This is a genomic window from Lysinibacillus sp. FSL W7-1291 (assembly GCF_038593415.1).
GTDB classification, from domain to species: Bacteria; Bacillota; Bacilli; order Bacillales_A; family Planococcaceae; genus Lysinibacillus; species Lysinibacillus fusiformis_D.
The window spans coordinates 4,191,118-4,215,049 of record NZ_CP151994.1; the positions used below are offsets into that span (position 1 = coordinate 4,191,118).

The window sequence follows — 23,932 nt, forward strand, 5'->3', positions numbered from 1 at the left end:
GTTGGAGTGGAAGGCTACTTGACTCCCGTGGGATAGCGAGACAGGCGAGCCTCTAAAAGAGGAAGCGGCTCGGCGCTCGCCCACAGGAAAGCAAGTAGCCTGCAACGGAAATCCATTTTCACCTTTCGCAAAAATTCTATGGATGGTTTTGTTTTACAACACAATAAGGGATGCTGTTTAACAGCATCCCTTATTGTTAATTTGTTGACAGTACTTTTTCCCAATCAATCGTACCGTTTTTAATTTGTTCACGTTTTTCTTTATCCATAATGTCATTTGGACGTCCGCCTTTTGGCCAGTCTTTATCATGGTTTGCCCATTCTGGACGATCTTGCGACAAAATAAAGGCAGCTAAATCAGAAGCTTCCTGGTCAGTTAAAGTACCCGCCGCACCTATCGGCATATTATTTTGAATATAACCTGCCATCTTCGACATACGCGCCATGCCAGCTCCATCATTAAAGGAATTTCCCCCCCATAACGCTGGACCAGTATTGGCATCAGTACCAGATCCGTCAGCAGCATGACAAGCAATACAAGACTGTGCATAAAGCTCCTCGCCATCAGCAACATTTGGAATCGGAACATTCTTCATATCACTAGTGCCTGCCCATTCACGTTTTGCACCGATAGGTACACCTTCAGAAATATAAGCAAAATACGCCACCATAGCCTCTAGCTCATCACTATTCATTTCAAATTTTTTACCATTCATACTACGAACCATACAACCATTAATACGTTCTTCAATCGTAACTATACTACCTGAGCGTCCGATATATTGTGGATAATTTGCCATTACTCCCACTAACGACGATGTTTGCTCATCATAGCCTGCACCTGCGTGGCAACTTGTGCAAGATAATTGGTTTCCTACATATTCATCTGCCGCTACATGCGTGTTATTGACAAGATCATAACCGTATAAGATTGCCTCTTTCATAGGTCCATCTGGTACTTCTTCAATACTTGGCGGAGCATAGACCACTGACTGAGCAGCTGCTGTTGTTGGTAATTGCGTCTGCACTGTCGCTTCTTGCTTGCCAACATTCGAATCAACTGATATTTTATCGCTGACAATTGTTCCAACAAAAATTGCGCCTGCTAACAGTACTGTCCCTGCTACTCCTGCTACTATAGGTTTCATCTATAATACCCCCCTTTGTATCCTCTCTTATATTTTAGCAACATAGCAATTAATTGGATGTGATTTTTCTCACATCTCTTTAAAATAACACCGTTAAGATGATAAAAATGGATATATTATACATTTATTTTTGTTCTATAACACAAAAAACTAGACTTAATACCTCTTGTAGTATATTGCTCATTCTGAATAAAAAAATGTCGAGCACCCAAGTACTCGACACTTTTTTATAGTTTACATACGTCATCATTACAGGCAGCTCCATCATTTCCCACCAACTTTATCGTCGGTTGATTTCCTGCTAATGCTGCCGCCTGATGTAAAGTTCGCACAAACACTTCATTTGGCTCTGCCCCTTTAATGCCATAACGGTTTTCAAACACGAAGAACGGGACACTTTGCACACCAAGTTGCTGTGCATCATAACGATCTCGATCTAAGGCCTCGCTAAAATCATTCGTTGCTAAAATAACCTTTGCCTCTTCTATATCTAAATCTAATTGTGCTATCACTTTTAATAAAAAAGCATCTTCGTTGACATCTTCTCCAGCTGTAAAATACCCTGCCATGAGAGCTTCAGTATAAGCCGCCGCCTTGCCAAACTGCTGAGTCCACTTCGCTAAACGATGAGCCTTTTCTGTATGGGCTGTTGTCATCTTATCAAAATCATAATGCAATCCAATCTCTGCTGCTCTCACGGCGATGCCCTTCGTCATGTCTTTCGCAGCTTCTAGCGAGATATCATATTTTTTAGCCATCCCCTCGTAAAAAGAGGGGGCATTCACTTTCGGCGTATCTGGCCCTATTTGGTATGCTTTATATTCTATTTCTACTTGCTCTGTATAGCCCGCAACATCAATAGCTCGCTCCAATTCACGCTTACCAATATAACAAAATGGACATGTGAAATCAGAAAAAACTTCAATTTTCATCGCTACACTCCCCCTATTATATCCGCCCAAATTTTAATAGCCGTTGCAACGATCAGCACCGCTAAAATGGCTTGTAACACTTTTGTATTCAATTTTTTCCCCGCTCTTGCACCAAGAGGAGCCGCTAGCAGACTAGCTACAATTAAGATGAAAGCTGGATAATATTCAACTTGTCCCGTTATTAATTTCCCAATGGTGCCTCCTATTGAAGAGAGAAAAGTAATGGCAAGGCTTGTCGCTATGGTCATACGTGTTGGAATTCCTAAGACAACTAGCAGAATCGGTACTAATAAAAAGCCACCTGCTGCCCCCACAATTCCTGAACCAATACCAACAATCCAGGCCAAAATGATCGCCAGTGGTTTACGAAATGTCACTTCCTCCATCGGCTTATCATCAATTTGCTTTTTCGGGATAAACATCATGACAGCTGCAATCAATGCCAGGATACCATAGACAATGTTAATGCCTGATTCTGATAAGAACTTTGAACCGAAGCTCCCTACAAAGCTACCGATTAAAATAGCACTACCCATGTAGATAATAAGTGATTTATTTAAATACCCACCTTTCCGATATACCCATACACCAGCAAAGGAAGCAAAAAGCACTTGAATTGCGCTAATTCCTGAAACTGCATGCGCTGAAAAAGCCACAAAGCCTAATAATGACGGAACATACAGTAGCATCGGGAAATTAATAATAGCACCACCAATGCCGAGCATCCCCGAAACAAACGAACCGACAAAACCAATCAAAAATATGGTGAAAATCCATGCAATATCCATTTATTTTTCCTTCTTTCTAGCTCCCATCTATCAAGATAAAGAGAAAGAAGGTTGTGCTACGTTAATAGACAACCCTCAATAAGCTCTATGCTTTCTGAATTAAAAATGTAATGACACCAGCAACCTCGGATTGATCTAAAATCACATGCCCTCCCGCTTTAGCCCAAGCAGAAATATCCGCTAAAGCTCCTTTATCTGTTACTTGAACTTCTAAGATTTCCCCCGTAACTAATGTATCCATTGCCTTCTTTATTTTCACAATAGGCATCGGACATGACAAGCCTTTTGCATCTAGTTGTAAATTTGACATCATAGTAATCTCCTTTGATCCAACAAAGGGTGTAAGCGATTTTGCCGGTTCCACTTTATTAACTTCAGGAAGGAAGAGTGCCTTCCATTCACGGAATTTACACGCTACAAGCATGCATGCGTACTCATTGCACTTTAGCATACACTATCGGACAGCACAGCGATTTGGTCCAATTTCCATTTCTGTCTGTTCATCTGGTGCAGGTGTTATTTTCCCCATATTTACCTGACGAATCTCTTGATATGCATTTGGCTGTGGAGGTAATTGATCCGTGACAACACGTCTAAATTCCTCGTCACTTTGAATATTTAAACCATGGTTCTGCGCCAATAACTCTCCTAATCGTTTCGCAACCGTTCCATCTGCATTAAGCTCATCAATAATCATGAAATGTGCTGGTAGCACTATTAATTCTTCAGACAATTTGCGATAACGCTTATAAAGTGTTTCTCGTAAATCTCCAACCCAATCTTCAGCAAGTCCAGCTAAATCAGGTCGACCAATTGAATCAATAAATAAAATATCACCCGTTAATAAATAGCTGCCGTCGATGACAAAAGATGTAGAGCCAATTGTATGACCAGGTGAATAGATAGCACCTACATCTATTTTAGAAGCACCGATTTGAACAGTGGCTCCATCAACTAGAGGTGTATAAGGAAAGACAACCTCTTCAGCATCTTTTGGTGGTAAGTAGTAAGCTGCACCAGTTTCTTCTGCTATATGGCGTCCACCTGAAATATGGTCGGCATGTAAATGTGTATCAAAAACATATTTAATTGTAACGTTCTTCTGTTCAGCGAAGCTTGTAAATACATCTGTAAATCTCACAGCATCAATAATCGCTGCCTCACCTTCAGAAATGACCATATATGAAAGGCAGCCCTTTCCTAAACGGACGAATTGATACAGCTCTCCACCACCTGTTAAATCCCCAACTTTAATCGGCTCTAAATATTCACTCCAAGATTTCATGCCTCCTGCTAAATAGGCAACATCACGACCTGCCTCAGACAACATTTCAGCGACCATCAATGATGAGCCTTCTTTGGCACAGACAACTAATACTGTTTGTTCAGCCGGAATTTTAGGTAAAATATCTTCAATCCCATCTAACAACTCAAAGTACGGGATATTTAGGTACTCAAATCGATGTCCCTCCATTTTCCAATCTTCAAATGCCTCTGCATTACGAACATCTAAAATAAACAGCGCTTCATTATTAATGACCTTTTTAGCAACTTGTGATGCACTCCACTTTTGAATAGACATACATTTTACCCCCATAGGTATGATTTCAATGTTTTTTATAGCGGAGAGCTATAGTCACTCCCCACTCTCAAGAACAAATTACTAGAAAGTTAGTGATGGCGCTGCATCTTTGGCAAACTCAAGGAAAGTTACAGCTCCACCTACTTCAATACCGTCAATAAAATCATCTGTTGATAAACCCATGACATCCATAGTCATTTGACAAGCAATAAATTTCACCCCTAGTTCTTGTGCCATTTCCACCAGTTGTGGGATGGCTGGTACATTTGCTTTTGAAAAACCTTTTGCATAATGCTCCGCGCCAGCAGGCATCGGTAGTACATGCATCCCTTGTTTATGAATGAGATTCAGCCCTTCAAACGTAAAGAAGATGGCTACCTCCTTCTCAGAAGCTGCCGCAGCCGTTGCGATATTAAACACTTTATACGCATCAAATAAACCACCATTACTTGCAATGATTGCTACCTTGTTTGACATCTTAAATTCCTCCTAATTAAATGCTTTTTGTTAAATTGCCCGTCCAGGATGTCATCCCCGGCAAGACATTAAATACCTTTGTAAAACCATGTGAAGCAAGCTTTTGTGCAGCCATATCACTGCGTGTTCCTGTACGACAGATGACATAAATCTCCTGCTCTTTATCAAGCTCCGTAAGTCGTGCCATTAGTTCACCCATCGGAATAGATTTTGCTCCCTCAATATGTCCGAAAGCGAACTCTGTCTCCTCTCGTACATCAAGAATCAATCCCTCACGATTGGTAATCTGCTCTAGATCAATCGTTTGACCAAATGCCATCTCTACTATTTGTTCATTTGTACATTTGCGAATATAATGCTTTAGCACACCATCTGTCTCTAACGTACCAATGTATTGATGACCAACCGTTTCAACCCATGCAGCAATATCCGCTTTCGATCCTTTATCTGTCGCAGAAACTTCTAAAATTTGACCATCCAGTAAATCAGCCATCGCCTTCTTCGTTTTCACTATCGGCATCGGACAAGATAGTCCTTTAGCATCTAGCTGAAAATCAGACTTCATACACCTAACAACCTCCATATACCTACATGGGTATTATTTTTACTAAAAAAATATAGCTATGTTCTATATTTTTACTGCGCCCTCCCAAGCAAGCATACCACCAGCCATGTTGGATACAATAAAGCCATTACTTTCTAGTATTTGAGTAGCACGACCACTACGTCCACCTGATCGACAAACCATAATATACGGCTCATTCTTATTTAATTCATGTAGTCGAAACTCTAATAATCCGAGCGGGATATGAATAACACCTGGAATATGACCAGTCTCTACCTCATCTACCTCTCGTACATCAATAAGATTCAACTTGCTTCCCTGCTCCATAGCTTGTTGAACTTCTTTTGCTGTAATTTCCTTCATTTTTCCTCCTCCTAGTATGCACTCATTCCGCCACGAACATTGGTAACATGCTTAAAGCCTTGTTTTTTTAGTTTCTTACAAGCCTGGCTACTTCGCATTCCACTTTGACAAATGACAATAATTTCTTTGTCCTTTGGTAGTTTGTCAAAGCTTGATCCAAGCGGAACATTTTTAAATTGCGGAATGTTACGTCCCCTATACTCAGCTGGTGTACGCACATCAATAAATACCTTATCTTTATCATTAAGCATATTTTTTAATTGTGCAGCAGAAATTGAATGAACACCTTTAGTAGGCTTCATTCGCCAAATGAAAAACGCTGCGATAAGCGCAATAACAATCCATGTTTCCATGTGATCACTCTCCTTCTTTATACATTTTGGGGTATATCAAAACTATCGACTTTTCACAACTAAATCCATTGCCTCTTGAATAGCGAAATTCACTTTTTCTGTATCACCTTTAGCTGTTGATACACAATCCAATAAATTTTCACTAACAATAACACCTATCGTCTTATCAACCGCGGAACGTACGGCAGATAGCTGCGTTATCACATCCTTACAGTTTTGACCGTCTTCCATCATACGTAAAATACCCCGTAATTGGCCTTCCATACGTTTCACACGATTTGCTGTGTTAGAACCATAAGCCATGCTGTTTGCGCCCCCCTCCATAACGATTGATTGAACTTGCTTACGTGATTTATAATATACCCCATAAGGTATATTGTCAACGGGAAAGTCCCTACTTTTTTTCATAGTTTCGCTCTTTCCGTCATACCGCTTCACTCATCTCGTTTCAGATTTAATCCATCTCTCAGGATTGTCCGCAAAAAATCCCTGTTACGAGTTGTAACTCATAACAGGGACCTACACATTATATTATTTAGCTAATTGCATGGCTGGTCCGAAGAATTCATAGTGAATTTTTTCATCTTTCACGCCAATTTCCTGTAAGTTTTTAATAACAGCTTCCATAAAGCCTACAGGCCCACATACATAAACATCTGCATTATTAGCAACTTTTTCTGCTAATAACTCTTTTGTAATAAGCTTATCTTCTTCAGAGAATAAAGCCGTATAGGATGCATTCGGTAGTACCTTTACTTTCTCCTGAATGTCATCGCTGAACGCTACAACTTTCTCATTACGAGCACATTGGATAAAGTTTACTTCATTCACTGCATCATCATGTAAAGATTGCAACATACTGTTTAAAGGTGTTACACCGATACCACCACTTACAAATGTAATTGGTGCAGCCGTTTCTTCTAAAACAAATAACCCAGCTGGAGCACTTACATCAACTAAATCTCCTACTTGTAAGTCATCATGAATATAGTTTGAAACTTTACCATTTGGCGTATGATCGCTTTCTCGTTTTACAGAAATACGATAGCCGTCTTCTGCATTCGCTTGTGAAAGTGTGTATTGACGGTTCATCAAATACTCTTCGCCTGGCACTTTCACACGGATGCTAATATATTGACCTGGTTCATAAGCTGGCAGTGGTGAGCCATCTTCATTCACAAAGTAAACGGATGTAACTAAGTCACTTTCAACAACTTTCTTCGCCACTTTTAATGGTTTAAATAAACGCCATCCACCGTTATTCTCAGTTTTCTGGTATAACTCTTCTTCTACTTGAATGAAAATATCTGCTATAACGCCATATGCCTCAGCCCATGCATTAATAATGTCATCGGTTGCTGCGTCACCAAGTACTTCCTTAATAGCTTTTAATAAGTTTTCCCCAACGATTGGGTAATGTTCAGGTAAAATACCTAAACTACGGTGTTTATGTGCTATAAGCATTACTGCTGGTAAAATTGCTTCTAAATTTTCAATATGAACTGCAGCAGCATAAACAGTGTTAGCTAATGCTGTTTGCTGACGACCTTGTTCTTGGTTCGTGTGATTAAAAATATTTAATAATTCTGGATGAGCTTGAAACATATTTTTGTAAAACGTCTTCGTGATCTCAACACCGTGAACTTCTAATACAGGTACTGTTGCTTTAATAATTTGAATTGTTTCTTGTTTTAACATATCGCTTACCATCCTTTCGTGATTACAATATAACCCTTTCATTTTCTTAAAGCAATATTTTAAATACATCTTTAACAAAATGGACATAATTAATGTATTTTAAATACATCTTTAAAAATGGTTTGAAAATATTATACTTCAATGTAAAAATGCTATAATTATTTTGAATTATAGAAAGTAGGGTGTTCTGATGCGCTTAACTTTATACACAGACTACTCTCTGCGTACTCTTATTTATCTAGGTGCGAAGGAAGATGGTCAATTATCAACTATTCAAGAGATTTCAGATGCTTATAATATATCGAAAAACCATTTAATGAAGGTGACACATCAGCTTGGATTATTAGGGTATATCGAAACGATTCGTGGACGTGGTGGTGGCATTCGCTTAGCCATCGATCCAAAAACCATTACTATCGGTGAAATTGTTCGTCATACAGAAGAAGATTTTCATCTTGTAGAATGTTTCGATAAAGAAAATAATCTATGTAAAATAGCCCCAGAATGTCAGCTGAAAGGTGTTCTGTATGAAGCTTTACAAGCCTATTTGAACGTATTAGATCGCTATACATTAGACGATTTCTTACATTCCAAAGAAAAGTTAATGGCTCTTCTGCTTGGGAAATAAAAATACCCGCTCAACCTTTGTTGAACGGGTATTTCTTTATGAAGATACTTATAATGCCTTTGAAAAGAAAATCATATCTAATGCGCGAATGCCGTTTTCATAAATAGGCTCTGGATAATGGCGGAAGAAATCTTTTTCAATAGCCTCCATGCGAAAGCCTGCTTTTTGATAAAAGGCAATATTATCAATACTTGAGTTGGCTGTTCCAACAAGCACTGTTTGATAGCCTTCCTTCTGGCATATTTCAGTGAGTTGTCGTAATACCTCTTTGCCCATTCCCTTCCCTTGGTACTTTGGCACAATAGCAATATTCTTCAACTCGATCGTTGTATCAGATTGCGCAATGACTAACGCCACCCCCACCAGCAGCTCCCCACACTTAATTTCAAATAAAGTGCCTTTATCAAAGTATTCTCGAACTACCATTTCACTTTCATCAGCTAGCATTAATTGTGGTAAAAAATCTTCACGATTGCCATCTACCTTCTGTAGGGATATTCGATAACGGACAAAATCTTCACGTTCAAAGACATTTAACACACACGGTTGTTTTTCCTTCACCTCCAACCATGAATGCTCCTCTGGATATTTACTTTCCACACCTAATCGAATAAAAGGCAGTTTTTCTTGTGCTTTTTGTGATCGGATATTTACCTTCCGAGCCCCAGCAAAAACCCGTGCTAGTCCTAGCTCGAAAAATGCAATGTCTAAGATAGCTGTTTTGGCTTCAAGATTATAGTCTTTCCCCCAAAATTGGTGACCTAGCCAAGAGCCAATATGACAGCTCTTTTTATCATGATCTATAAACATTAGGGATGTTACACCAATCAGTTGCCCTTCCTCATTCAAAACTACACGAGGAACCGTCTTCCCCTCTTCCTCGTCCACACATTCACGTTTGATAAAATTAATGGTATCTTCTACCTTACCAGCAGGTAACCCGAGGGCATCTCGCACCTGCGGCATAGAAGATAACTCATGCATCGCCTCAGCATATTTAATATCATGCTTCACTAAAGTTACCGCCATCCTCAATTCCCCTTTTACTACTATTTTTTGTTTTCTTTTCATTATTTATATTCCTAATTCATCAATCATACGATAATTGCCAGGACATGCCAAAACGATCTTGAATCCATGCAAACTGTTTAGAAAAACCATAATGATTAAGTGGCATTAATGCTTGGCCGCCTTCTAGCATTTGGGCAACAAAACGGTTTATTTCCTCCTCCGAATCACACTCTATAAAGACTGATGTTGATGGAGTAAACGTAAACTCGTGTTGAATGGCACTATCATTCACCAGCAATTTTAATCCCTTTAAATGGAGGACTGCCATTGCTACCTGTTGTGAATTATCCATATACGCTAAGCTAACAACTTCTAAATCTGGAAACCACTGCTTATACTGTTCAATTGCCTCATTGGCCTGCCCTTGAAACATTAAAAATGGAGTCGCGCTTTTCATCTATTTTTTCACTCCTTCATAATGTGAAATCCATTGCGTAGGGGTTATTTTTGACACAAGCTCACCGATTAAATCAAATGGAATATTTTTTGCATTTGTAAATCGAATACAGCTTTTCCCCATATTTAATTTTGTGGGCACTCGCTTTGCATACTCCTCTTGGAACCAAGAAAGCAATGCTGGATCTGCATAAATACCCATGTGGTAGAGTGCAATATGACGCTTCTGTACAGCTAGGCTAATAAAAGGTAATGGCGTATTCGGTGTCACATGGTAACCCTCAGGATAGGATGTTAATGGTACCACATAACTGACCATTCCATATTGCATTGTTTGTTCAAATCCATCTGGTACATTCGTTTCTACGACAGCAACAAGCTCACTAAAAGCATCACGCCATTTTTCTTCGACTTGCTCCATATATACATTTTTCATATTTTGCCTCACTTTTATCATGTAGTTTACTACCTTCACTCCTAGCGTAGTCCTCTTTAACACTTTTTGTAAATAATTTACCATCTCATCACTAGAGAACACAAATGAAATAATTCGATTAAATGGTGCTTTACCAGAACTTCTAACTAACAAATCACGAGGTTTATTGATTATAACAACTGCTAATTCAGCCTTCAGTTTAAATTCCTTTTGCCTAGCTTTAACACCATTTTACTGTACCTTTATCTCCTTTTTGGCAGCTAATAATGTACTGATACATTTTCATCTTAGTTTTGTTAGTATACTGAATTATTGAAAATTTGGGTATAAAAAATAAACGCCTGAAAAATTTCAAGCGTTTACGTTATTACCTATTATTTTATTTTTGCAGTCGCAATTATCCCTTTAATGATCGGAATAGCAGTTCCTAATAGGATGACAGGTAAGACCCACCAACCTAACGAATTTGTTTCACCAAGACCAATACGAACCATTTGGAATGATATAAATGCGAAGAAAATAAGACAGAGGTTTTTCACTTCATTTAGTATTTTTCTGCTATTTAAATAGAATGCTTCTACATTGTTTTCATTCAAGCGTGCTGGATAGTTATGCATATGTGGGGCCCTTTCTAGTAGTCCCATGACAATCCATAAAAATAAACCAATGAATGGAAGAATAAATAACTCTACTTTTGAGCCCCATCGATCTACCTCGCCTACACCATTAAAGTGCGCAGGAATTTCATTAGGTAATTCGAACCATGCAAATATAATATAGATGATGGATACAACAAATATACCTCCGCCAATATAATTCCATATTTTCTCTGATTTTGTTTTGGGTAATTTTAAAATTGGTCTATACATTTCCTTCACCCCTATTCATTTCCATTACTCCTTCTACGTAACTACTATAAATAAAGTTTCAAAATTTATGAAAATTGGCTTAATATTCAATAGATATCATTAACCATCTCTATTATTATTAATATTTTATCTATAAAATCTCCTTTTTTTATCACATCACATATAAATTGATATTATCTTCAAACTATTAATTACAGTAAAAATACTCATAATACTTTGTAAAATCCGTATAATCTGATATAAATGATATATATACATATTTCATTATTTTGTAACATTTCTACTAATTACTGAGAAAGGACATTTCAACTATGCGATTTACTATCTACAAGAAATTATTACTCGGTTTTTTTATAGTGATTTTAGTGCTTGTTACGACAATTGGTTTAAATATAAAACAGCTAGATTCTGTAAATAAGACCTATCGTACATTACTGGAGGAACAAACAACTAAATCAATCAGTATTCAGGAATTACGAGTTATTGCAAAACAAGAAATTGTTAGTATGCGTGGCTATTTACTGCTTGGAGACAAGCAAAATTATCAAAGCAATCAGGACTCTCGCGAGGAATTTAAGCAAAAATCTGAAGAGTTGATGGCTACTTTAGATTCTGATGAATCAATAAAATTCTTAGAGGCTATTAACAAAAGTGAGCAAAGTGTCCAACAATTCGCTGACCGTATGTTTGCGTTAAAGGCTGAAGGAGAAACTGAAAAGTATGAAAAACTTGATAGTACTCAAGGACGCCTAATCATTAAACAGTTTGATGAACGCGTTGAAAACCTTTCAAATTATCAAAGTGACTATATTGATAAAAAAATGGCTGCTACATCAAAACAAATTCAAGATATTAAACTCCAAATGCTTCTACTTGGGGTCTTTGCTGTTGTCATAAGTCTGATAATTGCAATGGTTGTAGGAAGCCTAATGTCCCGCCCTATTAACGGCATGGCTAAAGCTGCTAAAAAAATAGCGGAAGGCGACTTAACAGCCGAACAAATTCGTATTAAAAACCGTGATGAGGTGGGTGACTTAGCCCTTGCCTTTAATCAAATGGCTGCAAATTTAAAGGATTTAATTACAAATGTCCGTCAAAACACAGTGCAAGTTAGTGGCTCTGCTGCTGAGTTAACAGCAAGTGCAGACCAAACTATACAGGCTACAGAACAAATCACTTCTTCTATTCAAGAGGTTGCTAGTGGCTCTGAAGCCCAAGGAAAAAATGCCTCAGAAAGCTCTGAAGCGATGAAAAATATGACAAAGGGCATACAGCAATTAGCTTCTACGACGGCTGCGGTTTCTGAACTGGCAATCGAAACGAATTCAGAAGCTAAGAAAGGCAATGATTCATTACATCGTGTCATTTCTCAGATGACAACAATTAATACAGCCGTCTTAGAGTCGGCAAGTGTTGTGAAAAATTTAGATGAACATTCTATTGAAATTGGCAATATTATTGGGATTATTACGGATATTGCTGAACAAACAAATTTATTAGCACTTAATGCTGCAATTGAAGCGGCTCGTGCAGGCGATCATGGGCGTGGTTTTGCCGTTGTTGCTGATGAAGTGAAAAAGTTAGCAGAGCAATCGAAAAAATCCGCGGAGCAAATTGCTACTTTAATTTCTGAAATTCAGCAAGATACAAATCGTGCTGTGACCGTGATGGATACCGGTATGCAAGAGGTTCAAATTGGTATGAAAGTTGTAAAAGTAGCAGAAGAAGGCTTCTCTAAAATTGTCGAGCTTATTGAACAAGTTTCCATGCAAATCCAAGAAGCTACAACCGTGTCGGAGGAGATGTCATCTAGTGCAGAGCAAATTTATGCTTCCTTTGATGAAATAGCAACGATTGCACAAATGTCCTCATCTAATTTACAAAATGTCGCTTCTGCCTCAGAAGAACAATTGGCTACTATTGAAGAAGTGGCAGCTTCAGCAGCTACCCTTTCAAATATGGCAGAAGAGCTTCACACGCAAGTTTCTCGTTTTAAATTAGATTAAATAAAAACTGCTCATTTTCTGAAGGTTTATTGCCTCTAGAAAATGAGCAGTTTTTTAGTTATATATTTCTATGTACTGTACTTTACACTTAGCATAAGAAGCATTTCAATGACGGCAGCTTCCTCGCTAGGAACTTGTAATGTAGCCATTTCACGTACCTGGTGCTCTCCTACACAGACACTTTCCTTCGCCTTCAAAAACATAGAAGCATCATTTGCATCATTTCCAAATGCAATAAACTCCCCTGCAGCAACACCCAATTTAGATAAGCCGTTCCATTTATCAATACCATTAGGACTTATATCCACAATATTTTCTGAAGCATGCTCATACAGACTCACCGGAAGCTTTTGTAGTTCAGACAATACAGCTTCTCGCTGTTCCCCTGGAAATAACACTACCTTTACAATGTCATGAATATCCTGCAATGCTACTTTTTTTGCCGCTTTTAAAGGATCTAGATTTCGATAAATTGGATGATCCTCACTTCCTGTATAAGCATAATCCCAATGACTATCTACTAGATATGGTAATTGAAAAGCGGTAATAATCTGCCGAATACCCTCCACTATTTTTGAAGCAAAAGCTGTCACCTCAATTGTTTCTCCATCACGAGCAACAAATGCCCCGTTACCACCTACCATTGGATATGCTCTCATTGATTCTGGTAATACCGGTAATAGATCACGTATTGGTCTTGCAGAGGCAAACATCACTTCATGTCCATGCCGTCTACATGCTTCTAAAGCATTGATGATTCCTTCACTTAACGGTTTCCCTTTAAAACAAATAGTCCCATCTAAATCAAAGACAAATTTCATGGTGTTTCCTTCCTTTCATGATGTTCAATTACTCCATTATTATCTCACAGAAATTACTATTTTTAGTGGTTTCCTATACATTTCACTAAATATCAAATGATTAATAAGATACACATCGCTTAAGACAGAATTAAAAAAATTTTTAGAATATTATTGACAGGAAGTTAATATCCAAGTATTATTGCTTTCAACAACACATTGCAGGCCAAGATTGGAAATAGTAAAAGTGATTGTGTACTTGTAGAGAGCCGATGGTTGGTGTAAATCGGTAGACACACATTTTGAACTCGTCCATGAGCTACTCCCTGAACATAATAGTAAGGGATGTCGGTTTCCCCCGTTAACAGGATAGACAGTGATAGCTGTCGATAAGTGGACTTTTTCTGTAATGAGAAGGTCAATTAGAGTGGTACCGCGAGCATAAACTCGTCTCTATTTTTATATAGAGATGGGTTTTTTTATTTTTTTAATGACTTTGGCCTACGTGTAGATTTTAGATACTAATTACGACAAAAGGAGTGTTTGAGAATGGGAAGAAAAATTTGGGTGTTTGATACAACTTTACGTGATGGCGAGCAAGTGCCTGGTGCAAAGCTAAATCTATATGAAAAAGTAGAGATTGCACAGCAACTGAAAAAACTAGGGGTCGATATTATCGAAGCTGGATTCCCCGCTTCATCACAAGGTGATTTTGATGCTGTCAGGGCCGTAGCTGAAAAGGTCGGCAACACGAACGACATCATGATTACAGCATTAGCACGTGCAGTGAAGGCAGATATTAATGCCGTCTATAACGCTGTAAAATATGCAGAAAATCCAATGATTCACATGGTACTTGGAACATCCGACATTCATGTGGAGAAAAAATTCAGCAAATCAAAGGATCAAATTCTACAAATTGGTGTAGATGCTGTGAAGTACGCTAAATCATTATTGCCGCAAGTTCAATATTCCACAGAGGATGCGTCTCGTTCAGATTTTGAATATCTTTGGAAAACAATCGAAGCTGTTATGAAAGCTGGCGCAACTATGATTAATGTTCCTGATACGGTTGGCTTTGCAGAACCAGAAGAATTTGGAGAGATGATTTTTAAATTAAATGACCGTATGAAAAATTTAAACGATAGCGTTCTTCTAAGCGTTCATTGTCACAATGACCTAGGGATGGCAACGGCTAATACACTTGCTGCCATTAAAAATGGGGCGGATAAAGTGGAATGTACAATCAATGGTATCGGTGAACGTGCAGGTAATGCTGCATTAGAGGAAGTTGTCATGGCGCTAAAAACTCGTAGCTCCGTCTACAACGCTGAGACACGTATCAATACAAAAGAGATTATGAATACTTCACGCCTTGTTTCTAGCTTTATGGGTCTAGATGTCCAGGTCAATAAAGCTATTACGGGAGATAATGCGTTTGCGCATTCTTCTGGTATTCATCAGGATGGTTTGCTAAAATCTCGTGATGCTTATGAAATTGTTCACCCTGAAGACGTAGGTCTTGATGATATGGAGCTAGTACTAACAGCTCGCTCTGGTCGCCATGCAGTAAAAAATGCCCTTGAAAAATTAGGGTTTACTAATCTTTCTACAGATGAATTTGAAGGCATTTTTGAAGGCTTCTTAAAGCTAGCGGATGCGAAAAAGGAAGTATATGATCACGACTTATACGTTATTGTGGAAAGCTATTATGAAAAACATGATGCCAATAATAAAAATGCCACACATTATAGTGACCAATTCTTTGATATCGACGATCTACAAGTCGTCAGCAATACTAGCTTCCCTTCTGCAAGTGTGAAAGTTCGTAAAGGCGGCGAAGTATTTAAAGCAAGTGCAGTAGGCTCTGGCCCAATCGATGCCTTATATTCAGCCATTGCAGAAATTACAAACATAGATATAAAACTAGTGGAATACAATATCAATAGTGTTTCACGAGGCAAAGAGGCTTTAGGTAAGGTGAAAATTACGATTGAGTATGATGGCGAAAAGTATATTGCCAAAGCAGCTGATACAGATATTCTAAAGGCCAGTGCCCTAGCCTATATTAATGCTATCAATAGCATTGTTGTAGCAAAATTAACACCTGTGATGAATTAAATTGAATTGAAAAAAGCAGTATGTCGTATGTGAACTACCCCGTAAAAATTAGACATCAATCTATCTTTTTGGGGTTAGATCATATGAGTCATACTGCTTTTTCAAATCTAACGACTGTCCCTCACTAATTTTTGATACTCTTCTTCAATTCGTTCAATGTCAAGACGTTCAAACAAAGGAGCTACTGCTTGAATCATTTGAGGCAATTCTACTTGTTCATGCCACATCATTTCCTGTATGCCTAACATATTCCTTACCTTCTCTGCTGAAAATGGTAAGAAAGGATGCAGTAGCTGTCCTAAATTAGCAATAATATAGACACAGGTTGCTAGTGTACGATTACTAGCCTCCACATTTTCTTTTACTTGTTGCCATGGCTGTTGTACGTCAAAATAGCGATTAGCCCCTCGAATATACTCAAAAATGGCTTCTAACGCTTGTTTAAAATGCCCTCCTTCAATCAGCCTGCCCGCTTCATTAAACAGTTGAATGGTTTGTTTACGAATATTGCTATCTACTTCAGCCTGTGGCACCTGGCTGGCAAAGGATTTCTCAATAAACTTCAATGTACGATTGACAAAATTACCATAGGCACCGAGTAATTCACTATTATGACTGTAAATAAATTCTCGCCATGAAAAATCAGTATCACGGTTTTCTGGCGCATTCATCGTTAAGAAGTAGCGAATGGCGTCTGCGTCATAACGACTTAAAATATACGGAACCCACACAGCCCAATTTTGACTAGTTGATAATTTTCGTTTTTCTAATGTTAAATATTCGTTCGATACGATATGTGTTGGTAATGCTTGCGCCCCAATTCCCATTAAAATAGCTGGCCAAATAACCGTATGGAAAGGAATATTATCCTTCCCATGGACATAATACGAAATGGTCTCTTCATTCCATAAATCTTCAATCGCTATTTGATGCTCTTTTGCCCACTCTAGACTTGCTGATAGATAACCAGCTACTGCTTCAATCCATACATATATTTTTTCCCTTCAAAGCCTGGCACTGGGACATCTATGCCGTTTGGTAAATCTCTTGTTACTGCTCGGTCAGGAACCCCTTCTGCCAAGTAACGCTCCGTTAAACCTAAAGCATTATCTCGCCAACGTTTATGGGCCTTCGCTTCTGCCACATAAGACTCCAATCTACCTTGAAATTGACTAAAGGTAAAATAAAAATGCTCTGTCTCACGAATAACAGGCTCATTGCCACATATTTTGCAACGTTTATCTATTAAATCCAGTGGGTCTAAGATTTCTGAGCAGTTATCACATTGATCTCCCCTTGCCTTTGCACCACAATTTGGGCAAATTCCCTCAACAAATCGATCGGGTAGAAATTGTTGATCTGTCTCACAGTAAGCCTGTTCAATTTTCTTTTTGTATAAAAGATTGTTAGCTAGTAGCTGTAAAAATAGGCCCTTTACGGATTCATGATGGTGTTCTGCATCTGTTCTAGTGTATAAATCATAGGTAAATCCTAAATCACGAAAGCACTGCGTAAATTCAGCATGATAGTGATTGGCAATGGCCTCTGTTGTTGTATTTTCTTGTGCTGCACGAATAGAAATAGGTGTACCATTACAATCACTGCCTGATACATATAAAACCTGCTCACCTTTTTGTCGGTAATATCTAGCCAAAATATCACCTGGTAATAGTGCGGCAACATGCCCTAAATGCAAAGAACCATTTGCATATGGCCAAGCGCCTCCAATAACAATTGTCATTCTAGTTTGCTCCCCTCACTAAAAAAATGGTAAAAAAAAAAATCGTCCTAATCAAATCTGATTAGGACGAGTATACCCGTGTTACCACCTATATTTACAAATAGCTCACACTATTTGTCTCCATCAGTACGTCTCCATTCAAAATGAGAGATACTGCCGCTGTTGTAACGAGTGCCCATCTCGTCGTAATCTACTTGCTAAAAAGCTTTCGGTACGAAGCTCAAAGGTCATTTTCAAAAGGGTTCATTTACCTCATTTCCACCAACAGAGGCTCTCTACAAAATGCTGATCCAATTTACTTTTCCTTTTCAATGCTTTTCCTATAGGATTGGCACTATTTTACGCTTTCTAGTGATGAAATGCAATGATTGTCGTTAAATCAACTCTATTTTTCGATAAAGATTAAAATTTAAGCAATTAATTGAATGTGATGTTTAATAACGCTGTTAAATCATCTATTATAATGTCTGCCTTTTGCAATTCGTTATCCTGTGCAAAGCCAAAACGAACGCCTATCGACTGTAGTTGATTGTCATGTGCAGCCTGAATATCCGACGAACGATCTCCCACCACTACCCCGTTCTGGATTTCATTTTCTTCTACAACTCGTTTTACTAGATCTGATTTATGCCCACTTACAATAGATTGAATGCTGTAGATTCCCTTTATAAAACGCTCTAATTGATAGGTTTCAACAATCGCCTGTAAATAGTCAACCTGTCCATTACTCGCTATGTATAACGGATAATTCTCTGATAATGCTGCAAGAGTTTGTTCAGCATATGGATATAAAGCTCCCTGATGATTGCGTATTTGCTCAATCAGCTTTACATGGAATAAAACATTGCTCTCTTCACGTATCTCTATTGTATGCATAGGACATAATGTTTCCCACACAACAGGTAAAGGAACGCCCATTATTTCTCTGTATTTTTCTATCGGTGTTTCTCCTTGCCACAAGCCACTTGTCCGTAGCACATCAAATGTTGCGTCGAGCGCAGGCTCTAATATAAGATTTGTTTGAAATAACGTGCCATCCATATCAAAAATAAAAGCTTTATTCATAGAATCACTCCCTGATTAATTATCAAAAAACGTCATGTGAGGCTTTTCCTGCTGATAATAAGCCAAACGATCTTGCAAAGTTCCTGTATGAAATTCAAATTTATGACCATCTGGGTCTGTAAAGTAAATCGATTTTTTGTCCTTCTCATCTCTTTGACGCCCTGTTAAAATATTGACCTTTAATTGTAGCAATTTATCATACATTTTATTATAGTCATCCTCACAAATAGTAAAGGCGATGTGGGTATAGGAATGATGGATTTCATTCCGTGGTATATCCCTCTCTACATTCAGGGCGAGCCACAGCCCATTTACATCAAAATAGGCTGTGCTTTTCCCCTTTACTAGCAATTTAGCATCGAAAACATTTTCATAGAATGCGATGGATTCCTCTAAATTGGATACAGAAAATAGTAAATGATTAATATGTTGAATGGTCATAACTAAGCTCCTAATGCTTATTTTTTACCTTTTTTTATTCCTTTAGAAATCTGCTTCCATTTACGTTGCTCCTCAAGTTTCGCCTGTGCATTGGTTTTGCGTTCCATATAAGCTAATTCTCTTTGGAGCTTAAAGTAGCTTTGGAGGCGATATTGATCCAACTCTCCATCAACAATAGCTTGCTGGACAGCACAATAAGGCTCTTTTTGATGAGTACAATCACGATAACGACAAGCTGTTGCTAGTTCCTCAATATCTTGAAAGCTTGAAGCTAAACTATCACCTTGATCCCATAATTGAAGCTCACGCATCCCTGGTGTATCGATTAAACAGCCCCCATCTGGTAATATGACTAACTCTCGATGAGTAGTTGTATGACGACCCTTAGCATCTTCCTCACGAATACCAGCAACCTTCATCAGCATCTCCCCACACAAAGCATTTGTTAAGGTCGACTTCCCTGCCCCTGAAGAGCCTAGCAATGCCCCTGTCACTCCCTCCGTGAACAATGTCTTAATTTCCATTAAGCCTTCGCCCGATAAAGCACTCGTCACAAAAATATCTACACCAAATGCTACAGACTCAACTTCTTGTACCAAGCTTGCAGTATCCTCACATAAATCTGCCTTCGTCAGGACAATCACTGGCCTTGCCCCTGAATCCCAGGCAGCTACTAAATATCGCTCCAAACGTCGAATATTAAAATCAGCGTTCAAGCTCATAACAAGTAACACAATATCCACATTCGATGCCACAATTTGTTCTTGAATTTCCAGACCTGCAACTTTGCGTGAAAAGACAGATTTCCGTTGAAATAATTGATGAATAATGGCACGTTCCTCACCAGGCATTTTCTCTACTAGCACCCAGTCACCTACTGCTGGATAATCCTCTCTTGCTAAAGATGTGTAAGCATAATGACCAGCAATTGTCGCAAGCCATTCGCCCTCTTCAGCTAACACTCGGTAAGAATGCTTATGCTCCAATGTAACCCTCGCTGGCACACAATTCTTCAATTTAGGCTGTTTTTTCATTTCCATCATTTGCTCTTCAAAATACGTTGTAAAACCTACTGTTGTTAAATTCAATTTATTTTCCTCCTAAACGTACATATCCTTGACGCCTCAGCGCAATGTCTGTAATATCCGCCAGAGACTCTATCGTCATTCAGCATTTTTTGAACCACGAAAAAAACCTTGTAGCTGCAATTCGGCAGTTACAAGGTTTCACAGGCACGTTTAAAAGATACACAAATACCCCGAGTTATAGCACGGCGTCACTTTGTATATTTTAGGCGTGTGAAATGGAACAAACCGAATTGCAGTTCGCTAAAAATAGATCTATTCATCATGTCACATCACCTTCTTTCCATTTAGTTGTTATCAATATAGCTAAATTTTCAGAAATTGTCAATTATAATCTTATAAGCATTTATTCTAATCCTCGACGCATAGAATGAACAAGACCACTAAATGCGAGGAGATGTTGAATTGCCTAAAATCATTTCTATTAGCACACATCAACCACCTTACACATTACAGCAATCAAATGCAGAGGAACTAACGAAAGAGCTTTTCTATGCAAAAATCCCCAAACTAGAGCGCTACTTAAAGGTTTTTGAAAATGGTGGCATCGACACCCGCCATTTTTGTGTTCCATCAGAATGGCATCGTACGAATCACTCCTTTGAGGAACGCAATGATTTATATATTGAATTAGCTACACAATACAGCGTGAACGTCATCCAGGCATGTTTAGAAAATGATGCTTTTTTATCTTCACCCATTTCTCCCGAAGAGATTGATGCCATCATTTTTGTCAGTAGTACTGGCATTTCAACACCAAGCATTGATGCGCGTGTGATGAATAAACTTCCCTTTTCAGATCGACTGAAACGTATTCCACTATGGGGGTTAGGATGTGCTGGCGGAGCAGCAGGTGTAAGTAGAGCCTTTGATTTTTGTAAAGCCCATCCACATGCGAAGGTGCTTGTCGTTTGTGTCGAGTTATGTAGCCTCACTTTTCAGCCAAATGATTTTTCTAAAAGTAATTTAATCGGTGCTTCTCTTTTTGCAGATGGTGCTGCTTGTATTCTCGTTTGCGGAGACGATTTAACCATCGATACAAAAAAAACAACACCTTCTATTTTGGCAACAGGCTCTAAATGGATGCCAGATTCAGAAAATGTGATGGGTTGGAATGTAAAAAACAATGGACTTCATGTTATTTTTCAAAAAAGTATTCCTGCCATTATTACTAATTGGCTTGGACCATTCATTGAAAAATTTTTAATGGAACAAGGACTATATAGTGAGCAACTTACTCATTTCATCGCTCATCCTGGAGGGAAAAAGGTTTTAAAAGCTTATGAAGATACACTTTATTTGTCTCCCCAAAAAACCGACATTTCTCGGGAAATATTGCGCCAACATGGCAATATGTCATCACCAACTGTGTTGTATGTATTAGAGCAATTTATGCTACATGAAGGACAAGTGGAGGATACAGGTTTACTCGTCGCTCTTGGCCCTGGTTTTTGTGCAGAAGCTGTATTATTAAACTGGAGGGAGTAACATGATCTTCTATCTTATTTTAACTATTGTCATTCTACAAAGACTGACAGAGGTTGTCATTGCCAAACGCAATGAGAAATGGATGTTTTCACAAGGAGCCTATGAGGTAGGTGCCTCTCATTATCCCTATATGGTCACAATGCATGTTAGTTTTTTTCTGTTTTTAATTGTAGAAATCGTCACAAATAACAATGGTATCTCGCCCTTATTCCCATTATTTTTTCTATTATTTATAGCTGTGCAAGCCTTAAGGATTTGGTGTATTCGCTCTTTGGGCTCCTTTTGGAATACAAAAATTCTTATATTACCTGATGCTCAAGTTGTCCGTAAAGGGCCATATGAATATATGCGTCATCCCAATTATGCGGTAGTTTGTTTGGAAATCCTTTTACTACCTCTCATGTTTCAGGCTTACTTTACAGCATTTTGTTTTACATTATTAAATATTACAATGCTTTCTGTACGAATTCCTATAGAAGAAAAAGCATTACGAGATGCTACTAATTATAATCGTGTATTTCAAAAGAAGATTTCGGAGTCTTAACCGAAATCTTCTTTTTTTCTTAATGCCATTCCCAGTTGAATGGGTCCTGTAGACGCTCCCAAGGATTATGGAACTCTTCATCCGTTAATAAACAGTTGTCCAATTGTTTGATTATATCTTCTCGATTTAAATCAATCCCAATAATAACAAGCTGTGTCATTCGATCTCCAAATTCCTCATCCCAATCCTCCAATACTTCAGGACTTTGCTGAAATACATCCTGCTGCTGTGCTTTAGGTAGGGCTGCTACCCAATAAGAAACAGGTTCAATTTTTGCAGATGACCCAGCCTGAGATAATAATAGTGCAACATCCTGATGTCTTGCACTCCAAACAATTCCCTTTGCTCGTACAATCGATTCTGGCATTTGATCACACCACTCGACAAAACGCATCGGATGGAAGGGTCTTTTGCTTTTATAGGTGAATGAAGATATCCCATACTCTTCTGTCTCTGGTGTATGATTTTCATGACCAAGCTCTAATTCCTTTAGCCAACCAGCCGACTCTGAAACCCGTTCAAAGTCAAAGCGACCTGTATTTAAAATATCTGCTGGATCAATCACACCGTTTGTTGTACGAATAAGTTTCGCTTCTGGTTGCAATGCACGCAAAATACGTTCTAACCGTTCAAGCTCCTCTGCCGATACTAAATCACACTTATTTAAGACCAGAACGTCACAAAATTCAATTTGATCAATGAGCAGATCCGCAACATCACGTTCATCTAATTCACCAACCGCTTCCTTACGCTCTAATAAGCTTTCCCCCGACTGAAAATCATGCCAAAAGCGATGTGCATCCACGACAGTAACCATCGTATCTAATTGGCAAAACTTCGTTAAATCGATGCCAAGCTCCTCATCTAAATAACTAAATGTTTGTGCGACTGGAATTGGCTCACTAATCCCCGTCGATTCAATCAAAATATAATCAATATTGCCAAGCTTCGCAAGACGTTCCACCTCCTGCAATAAATCCTCTCTTAATGTACAACAAATACAGCCATTGGATAGCTCTACAAATTTTTCCTCTGTACGCGATATACCGCTGCCATTAGCAATCAGCTCCGCATCAATATTAATTTCACTCATATCATTTACAATAACCGCGACACGTAAATCCTTGTTGTTTTGCAATACATGATTCATCATAGTTGTTTTACCAGAACCTAAATAACCACTCAATACTGTAACGGGAATTCTCTTTGTCATTATTACAACTCCTTAAATCGTAATCATTACTATTTACAATTTGTAATTAAATCATACAATATTGGAAAATGCAAAGCTTTTTATTACTTACAAAAATAAACTTGACAATATTCGATGAGAAAT

Annotated in this window: 25 protein-coding genes, 1 pseudogene and 2 other annotated features; of the genes and pseudogenes, 5 read left to right on the top strand and 21 right to left on the bottom strand. The window is 38.3% G+C overall.

What is annotated here, in order from left to right; genetic code table 11:
• Positions 1-196 precede the first annotated feature (196 nt).
• The 11 genes from NST76_RS20330 to hmpA form a co-directional block, all read right to left on the bottom strand.
• Positions 197-1,147 carry a c-type cytochrome gene (locus tag NST76_RS20330; RefSeq protein ID WP_089933762.1) on the bottom strand — a complete coding sequence of 317 codons (951 nt, stop codon included), beginning with the start codon at positions 1,145-1,147 and terminating at the stop codon, positions 197-199.
• A 227-nt stretch (positions 1,148-1,374) separates the two neighbouring features.
• The gene (locus tag NST76_RS20335) at positions 1,375-2,079 is read right to left on the bottom strand and encodes a DsbA family oxidoreductase (RefSeq protein WP_058843909.1); all 705 of its coding nucleotides are present in this window, start codon (positions 2,077-2,079) and stop codon (positions 1,375-1,377) included.
• A 2-nt stretch (positions 2,080-2,081) separates the two neighbouring features.
• Positions 2,082-2,867, bottom strand: coding sequence for a sulfite exporter TauE/SafE family protein (locus NST76_RS20340; RefSeq protein ID WP_342504364.1), 786 nt, complete (start codon positions 2,865-2,867; stop codon positions 2,082-2,084).
• Positions 2,868-2,952: 85 nt separating this feature from the next.
• Positions 2,953-3,180 (bottom strand): sulfurtransferase TusA family protein, encoded by a 228-nt coding sequence (locus NST76_RS20345; protein ID WP_342544395.1) that lies wholly within the window; start codon positions 3,178-3,180, stop codon positions 2,953-2,955.
• Positions 3,181-3,321: 141 nt separating this feature from the next.
• Positions 3,322-4,449, bottom strand: coding sequence for an MBL fold metallo-hydrolase (locus NST76_RS20350; protein WP_036128565.1), 1,128 nt, complete (start codon positions 4,447-4,449; stop codon positions 3,322-3,324).
• Positions 4,450-4,530: 81 nt separating this feature from the next.
• Complete coding sequence (locus NST76_RS20355) at positions 4,531-4,926, bottom strand: DsrE/DsrF/DrsH-like family protein (protein WP_036128567.1); 396 nt, start codon at positions 4,924-4,926, stop codon at positions 4,531-4,533.
• 16 nt (positions 4,927-4,942) lie between these two features.
• Positions 4,943-5,491 carry a sulfurtransferase TusA family protein gene (locus tag NST76_RS20360; RefSeq protein ID WP_342544396.1) on the bottom strand — a complete coding sequence of 183 codons (549 nt, stop codon included), beginning with the start codon at positions 5,489-5,491 and terminating at the stop codon, positions 4,943-4,945.
• Between the two features lie 63 nt (positions 5,492-5,554).
• Positions 5,555-5,854 carry a rhodanese-like domain-containing protein gene (locus NST76_RS20365; RefSeq protein WP_036128571.1) on the bottom strand — a complete coding sequence of 100 codons (300 nt, stop codon included), beginning with the start codon at positions 5,852-5,854 and terminating at the stop codon, positions 5,555-5,557.
• A gap of 11 nt (positions 5,855-5,865) precedes the next feature.
• A complete protein-coding gene (locus NST76_RS20370; protein ID WP_342544398.1) occupies positions 5,866-6,207 on the bottom strand; it encodes a rhodanese-like domain-containing protein in 342 nt (113 codons plus the stop codon).
• Between the two features lie 42 nt (positions 6,208-6,249).
• A complete protein-coding gene (locus tag NST76_RS20375) occupies positions 6,250-6,510 on the bottom strand; it encodes a metal-sensitive transcriptional regulator (protein WP_058843906.1) in 261 nt (86 codons plus the stop codon).
• A gap of 228 nt (positions 6,511-6,738) precedes the next feature.
• Entirely contained in the window at positions 6,739-7,905 is a 1,167-nt protein-coding gene (gene hmpA, locus NST76_RS20380; RefSeq protein ID WP_036128577.1) for an NO-inducible flavohemoprotein, read from the bottom strand.
• A 190-nt stretch (positions 7,906-8,095) separates the two neighbouring features.
• Here hmpA and NST76_RS20385 point away from each other — a divergent pair, with 190 nt between their 5' ends.
• Positions 8,096-8,533: an Rrf2 family transcriptional regulator gene (locus NST76_RS20385; protein ID WP_036128579.1), complete on the top strand. Its 438-nt coding sequence runs from the start codon at positions 8,096-8,098 to the stop codon at positions 8,531-8,533.
• A 48-nt stretch (positions 8,534-8,581) separates the two neighbouring features.
• On the opposite strand, the gene NST76_RS20390 is transcribed toward NST76_RS20385, so the two are convergent.
• From NST76_RS20390 to NST76_RS20405, 4 genes are all read right to left on the bottom strand, one after another.
• Positions 8,582-9,562, bottom strand: coding sequence for a GNAT family N-acetyltransferase (locus NST76_RS20390; RefSeq protein ID WP_342544400.1), 981 nt, complete (start codon positions 9,560-9,562; stop codon positions 8,582-8,584).
• Between the two features lie 61 nt (positions 9,563-9,623).
• Positions 9,624-10,001 carry a VOC family protein gene (locus tag NST76_RS20395; protein WP_036128583.1) on the bottom strand — a complete coding sequence of 126 codons (378 nt, stop codon included), beginning with the start codon at positions 9,999-10,001 and terminating at the stop codon, positions 9,624-9,626.
• Positions 10,002-10,436 (bottom strand): DUF1801 domain-containing protein, encoded by a 435-nt coding sequence (locus tag NST76_RS20400; RefSeq protein WP_058843904.1) that lies wholly within the window; start codon positions 10,434-10,436, stop codon positions 10,002-10,004.
• 374 nt (positions 10,437-10,810) lie between these two features.
• The gene (locus NST76_RS20405) at positions 10,811-11,305 is read right to left on the bottom strand and encodes a DUF1648 domain-containing protein (RefSeq protein WP_036128585.1); all 495 of its coding nucleotides are present in this window, start codon (positions 11,303-11,305) and stop codon (positions 10,811-10,813) included.
• A 311-nt stretch (positions 11,306-11,616) separates the two neighbouring features.
• On the opposite strand from NST76_RS20405, the gene NST76_RS20410 reads away from it, so the two are divergent.
• Complete coding sequence (locus NST76_RS20410) at positions 11,617-13,311, top strand: methyl-accepting chemotaxis protein (protein ID WP_330493691.1); 1,695 nt, start codon at positions 11,617-11,619, stop codon at positions 13,309-13,311.
• Between the two features lie 68 nt (positions 13,312-13,379).
• On the opposite strand, the gene NST76_RS20415 is transcribed toward NST76_RS20410, so the two are convergent.
• A complete protein-coding gene (locus NST76_RS20415; RefSeq protein WP_330493690.1) occupies positions 13,380-14,132 on the bottom strand; it encodes an HAD-IIB family hydrolase in 753 nt (250 codons plus the stop codon).
• 198 nt (positions 14,133-14,330) lie between these two features.
• Positions 14,331-14,569: a binding site (T-box leader), on the top strand.
• 91 nt (positions 14,570-14,660) lie between these two features.
• Here NST76_RS20415 and NST76_RS20420 point away from each other — a divergent pair.
• Positions 14,661-16,232: a 2-isopropylmalate synthase gene (locus NST76_RS20420; protein WP_058843902.1), complete on the top strand. Its 1,572-nt coding sequence runs from the start codon at positions 14,661-14,663 to the stop codon at positions 16,230-16,232.
• A gap of 107 nt (positions 16,233-16,339) precedes the next feature.
• Here the strand turns inward: NST76_RS20420 and metG are convergent.
• The 4 genes and pseudogenes from metG to rsgA all read right to left on the bottom strand — a co-directional run bounded on the left by metG (position 16,340) and on the right by rsgA (position 20,567).
• A pseudogene (gene metG, locus NST76_RS20425) lies at positions 16,340-17,973 on the bottom strand (methionine--tRNA ligase).
• Between the two features lie 59 nt (positions 17,974-18,032).
• Positions 18,033-18,294, bottom strand: a binding site (T-box leader).
• 96 nt (positions 18,295-18,390) lie between these two features.
• Positions 18,391-19,038 carry an NIF family HAD-type phosphatase gene (locus NST76_RS20430; RefSeq protein WP_058843900.1) on the bottom strand — a complete coding sequence of 216 codons (648 nt, stop codon included), beginning with the start codon at positions 19,036-19,038 and terminating at the stop codon, positions 18,391-18,393.
• Between the two features lie 15 nt (positions 19,039-19,053).
• Positions 19,054-19,479, bottom strand: a complete 426-nt coding sequence (gene fosM, locus NST76_RS20435) for a FosM family fosfomycin resistance protein (RefSeq protein WP_330493689.1) — start codon at positions 19,477-19,479, stop codon at positions 19,054-19,056.
• Between the two features lie 17 nt (positions 19,480-19,496).
• Entirely contained in the window at positions 19,497-20,567 is a 1,071-nt protein-coding gene (gene rsgA / locus NST76_RS20440; protein WP_058843898.1) for a ribosome small subunit-dependent GTPase A, read from the bottom strand.
• Between the two features lie 402 nt (positions 20,568-20,969).
• Between rsgA and NST76_RS20445 the strand changes: the two genes are divergently transcribed.
• Both NST76_RS20445 and NST76_RS20450 read left to right on the top strand, forming a co-directional pair.
• Positions 20,970-22,052: a 3-oxoacyl-[acyl-carrier-protein] synthase III C-terminal domain-containing protein gene (locus NST76_RS20445; protein WP_036128609.1), complete on the top strand. Its 1,083-nt coding sequence runs from the start codon at positions 20,970-20,972 to the stop codon at positions 22,050-22,052.
• A 1-nt stretch (position 22,053) separates the two neighbouring features.
• On the top strand, positions 22,054-22,596 hold the full coding sequence (locus tag NST76_RS20450; RefSeq protein ID WP_101966888.1) for an isoprenylcysteine carboxyl methyltransferase family protein: 543 nt from the start codon (positions 22,054-22,056) through the stop codon (positions 22,594-22,596).
• A gap of 19 nt (positions 22,597-22,615) precedes the next feature.
• Here NST76_RS20450 and NST76_RS20455 read toward each other — a convergent pair whose 3' ends face one another.
• The gene (locus tag NST76_RS20455) at positions 22,616-23,809 is read right to left on the bottom strand and encodes a GTP-binding protein (protein WP_036128614.1); all 1,194 of its coding nucleotides are present in this window, start codon (positions 23,807-23,809) and stop codon (positions 22,616-22,618) included.
• Between the last annotated feature and the right edge of the window lie 123 nt (positions 23,810-23,932).

Coding starts and splice junctions, on each gene's coding strand:
- NST76_RS20370 (WP_342544398.1), bottom strand. CDS start 6,207: ATGGAAACATGGATTGTTATTGCGCTTATCGCAGCGTTTTTCATTTGG.
- NST76_RS20450 (WP_101966888.1), top strand. CDS start 22,054: ATGATCTTCTATCTTATTTTAACTATTGTCATTCTACAAAGACTGACA.
- NST76_RS20330 (WP_089933762.1), bottom strand. CDS start 1,147: ATGAAACCTATAGTAGCAGGAGTAGCAGGGACAGTACTGTTAGCAGGC.
- NST76_RS20360 (WP_342544396.1), bottom strand. CDS start 5,491: ATGAAGTCTGATTTTCAGCTAGATGCTAAAGGACTATCTTGTCCGATG.
- NST76_RS20430 (WP_058843900.1), bottom strand. CDS start 19,038: ATGAATAAAGCTTTTATTTTTGATATGGATGGCACGTTATTTCAAACA.
- NST76_RS20335 (WP_058843909.1), bottom strand. CDS start 2,079: ATGAAAATTGAAGTTTTTTCTGATTTCACATGTCCATTTTGTTATATT.
- NST76_RS20420 (WP_058843902.1), top strand. CDS start 14,661: ATGGGAAGAAAAATTTGGGTGTTTGATACAACTTTACGTGATGGCGAG.
- NST76_RS20455 (WP_036128614.1), bottom strand. CDS start 23,809: ATGACAAAGAGAATTCCCGTTACAGTATTGAGTGGTTATTTAGGTTCT.
- fosM (WP_330493689.1), bottom strand. CDS start 19,479: ATGACCATTCAACATATTAATCATTTACTATTTTCTGTATCCAATTTA.
- NST76_RS20340 (WP_342504364.1), bottom strand. CDS start 2,867: ATGGATATTGCATGGATTTTCACCATATTTTTGATTGGTTTTGTCGGT.
- NST76_RS20345 (WP_342544395.1), bottom strand. CDS start 3,180: ATGATGTCAAATTTACAACTAGATGCAAAAGGCTTGTCATGTCCGATG.
- NST76_RS20355 (WP_036128567.1), bottom strand. CDS start 4,926: ATGTCAAACAAGGTAGCAATCATTGCAAGTAATGGTGGTTTATTTGAT.
- NST76_RS20405 (WP_036128585.1), bottom strand. CDS start 11,305: ATGTATAGACCAATTTTAAAATTACCCAAAACAAAATCAGAGAAAATA.
- NST76_RS20390 (WP_342544400.1), bottom strand. CDS start 9,562: ATGGCGGTAACTTTAGTGAAGCATGATATTAAATATGCTGAGGCGATG.
- NST76_RS20350 (WP_036128565.1), bottom strand. CDS start 4,449: ATGTCTATTCAAAAGTGGAGTGCATCACAAGTTGCTAAAAAGGTCATT.
- NST76_RS20415 (WP_330493690.1), bottom strand. CDS start 14,132: ATGAAATTTGTCTTTGATTTAGATGGGACTATTTGTTTTAAAGGGAAA.
- NST76_RS20400 (WP_058843904.1), bottom strand. CDS start 10,436: ATGAAAAATGTATATATGGAGCAAGTCGAAGAAAAATGGCGTGATGCT.
- NST76_RS20365 (WP_036128571.1), bottom strand. CDS start 5,854: ATGAAGGAAATTACAGCAAAAGAAGTTCAACAAGCTATGGAGCAGGGA.
- hmpA (WP_036128577.1), bottom strand. CDS start 7,905: ATGTTAAAACAAGAAACAATTCAAATTATTAAAGCAACAGTACCTGTA.
- NST76_RS20395 (WP_036128583.1), bottom strand. CDS start 10,001: ATGAAAAGCGCGACTCCATTTTTAATGTTTCAAGGGCAGGCCAATGAG.
- NST76_RS20385 (WP_036128579.1), top strand. CDS start 8,096: ATGCGCTTAACTTTATACACAGACTACTCTCTGCGTACTCTTATTTAT.
- NST76_RS20375 (WP_058843906.1), bottom strand. CDS start 6,510: ATGGCTTATGGTTCTAACACAGCAAATCGTGTGAAACGTATGGAAGGC.
- NST76_RS20410 (WP_330493691.1), top strand. CDS start 11,617: ATGCGATTTACTATCTACAAGAAATTATTACTCGGTTTTTTTATAGTG.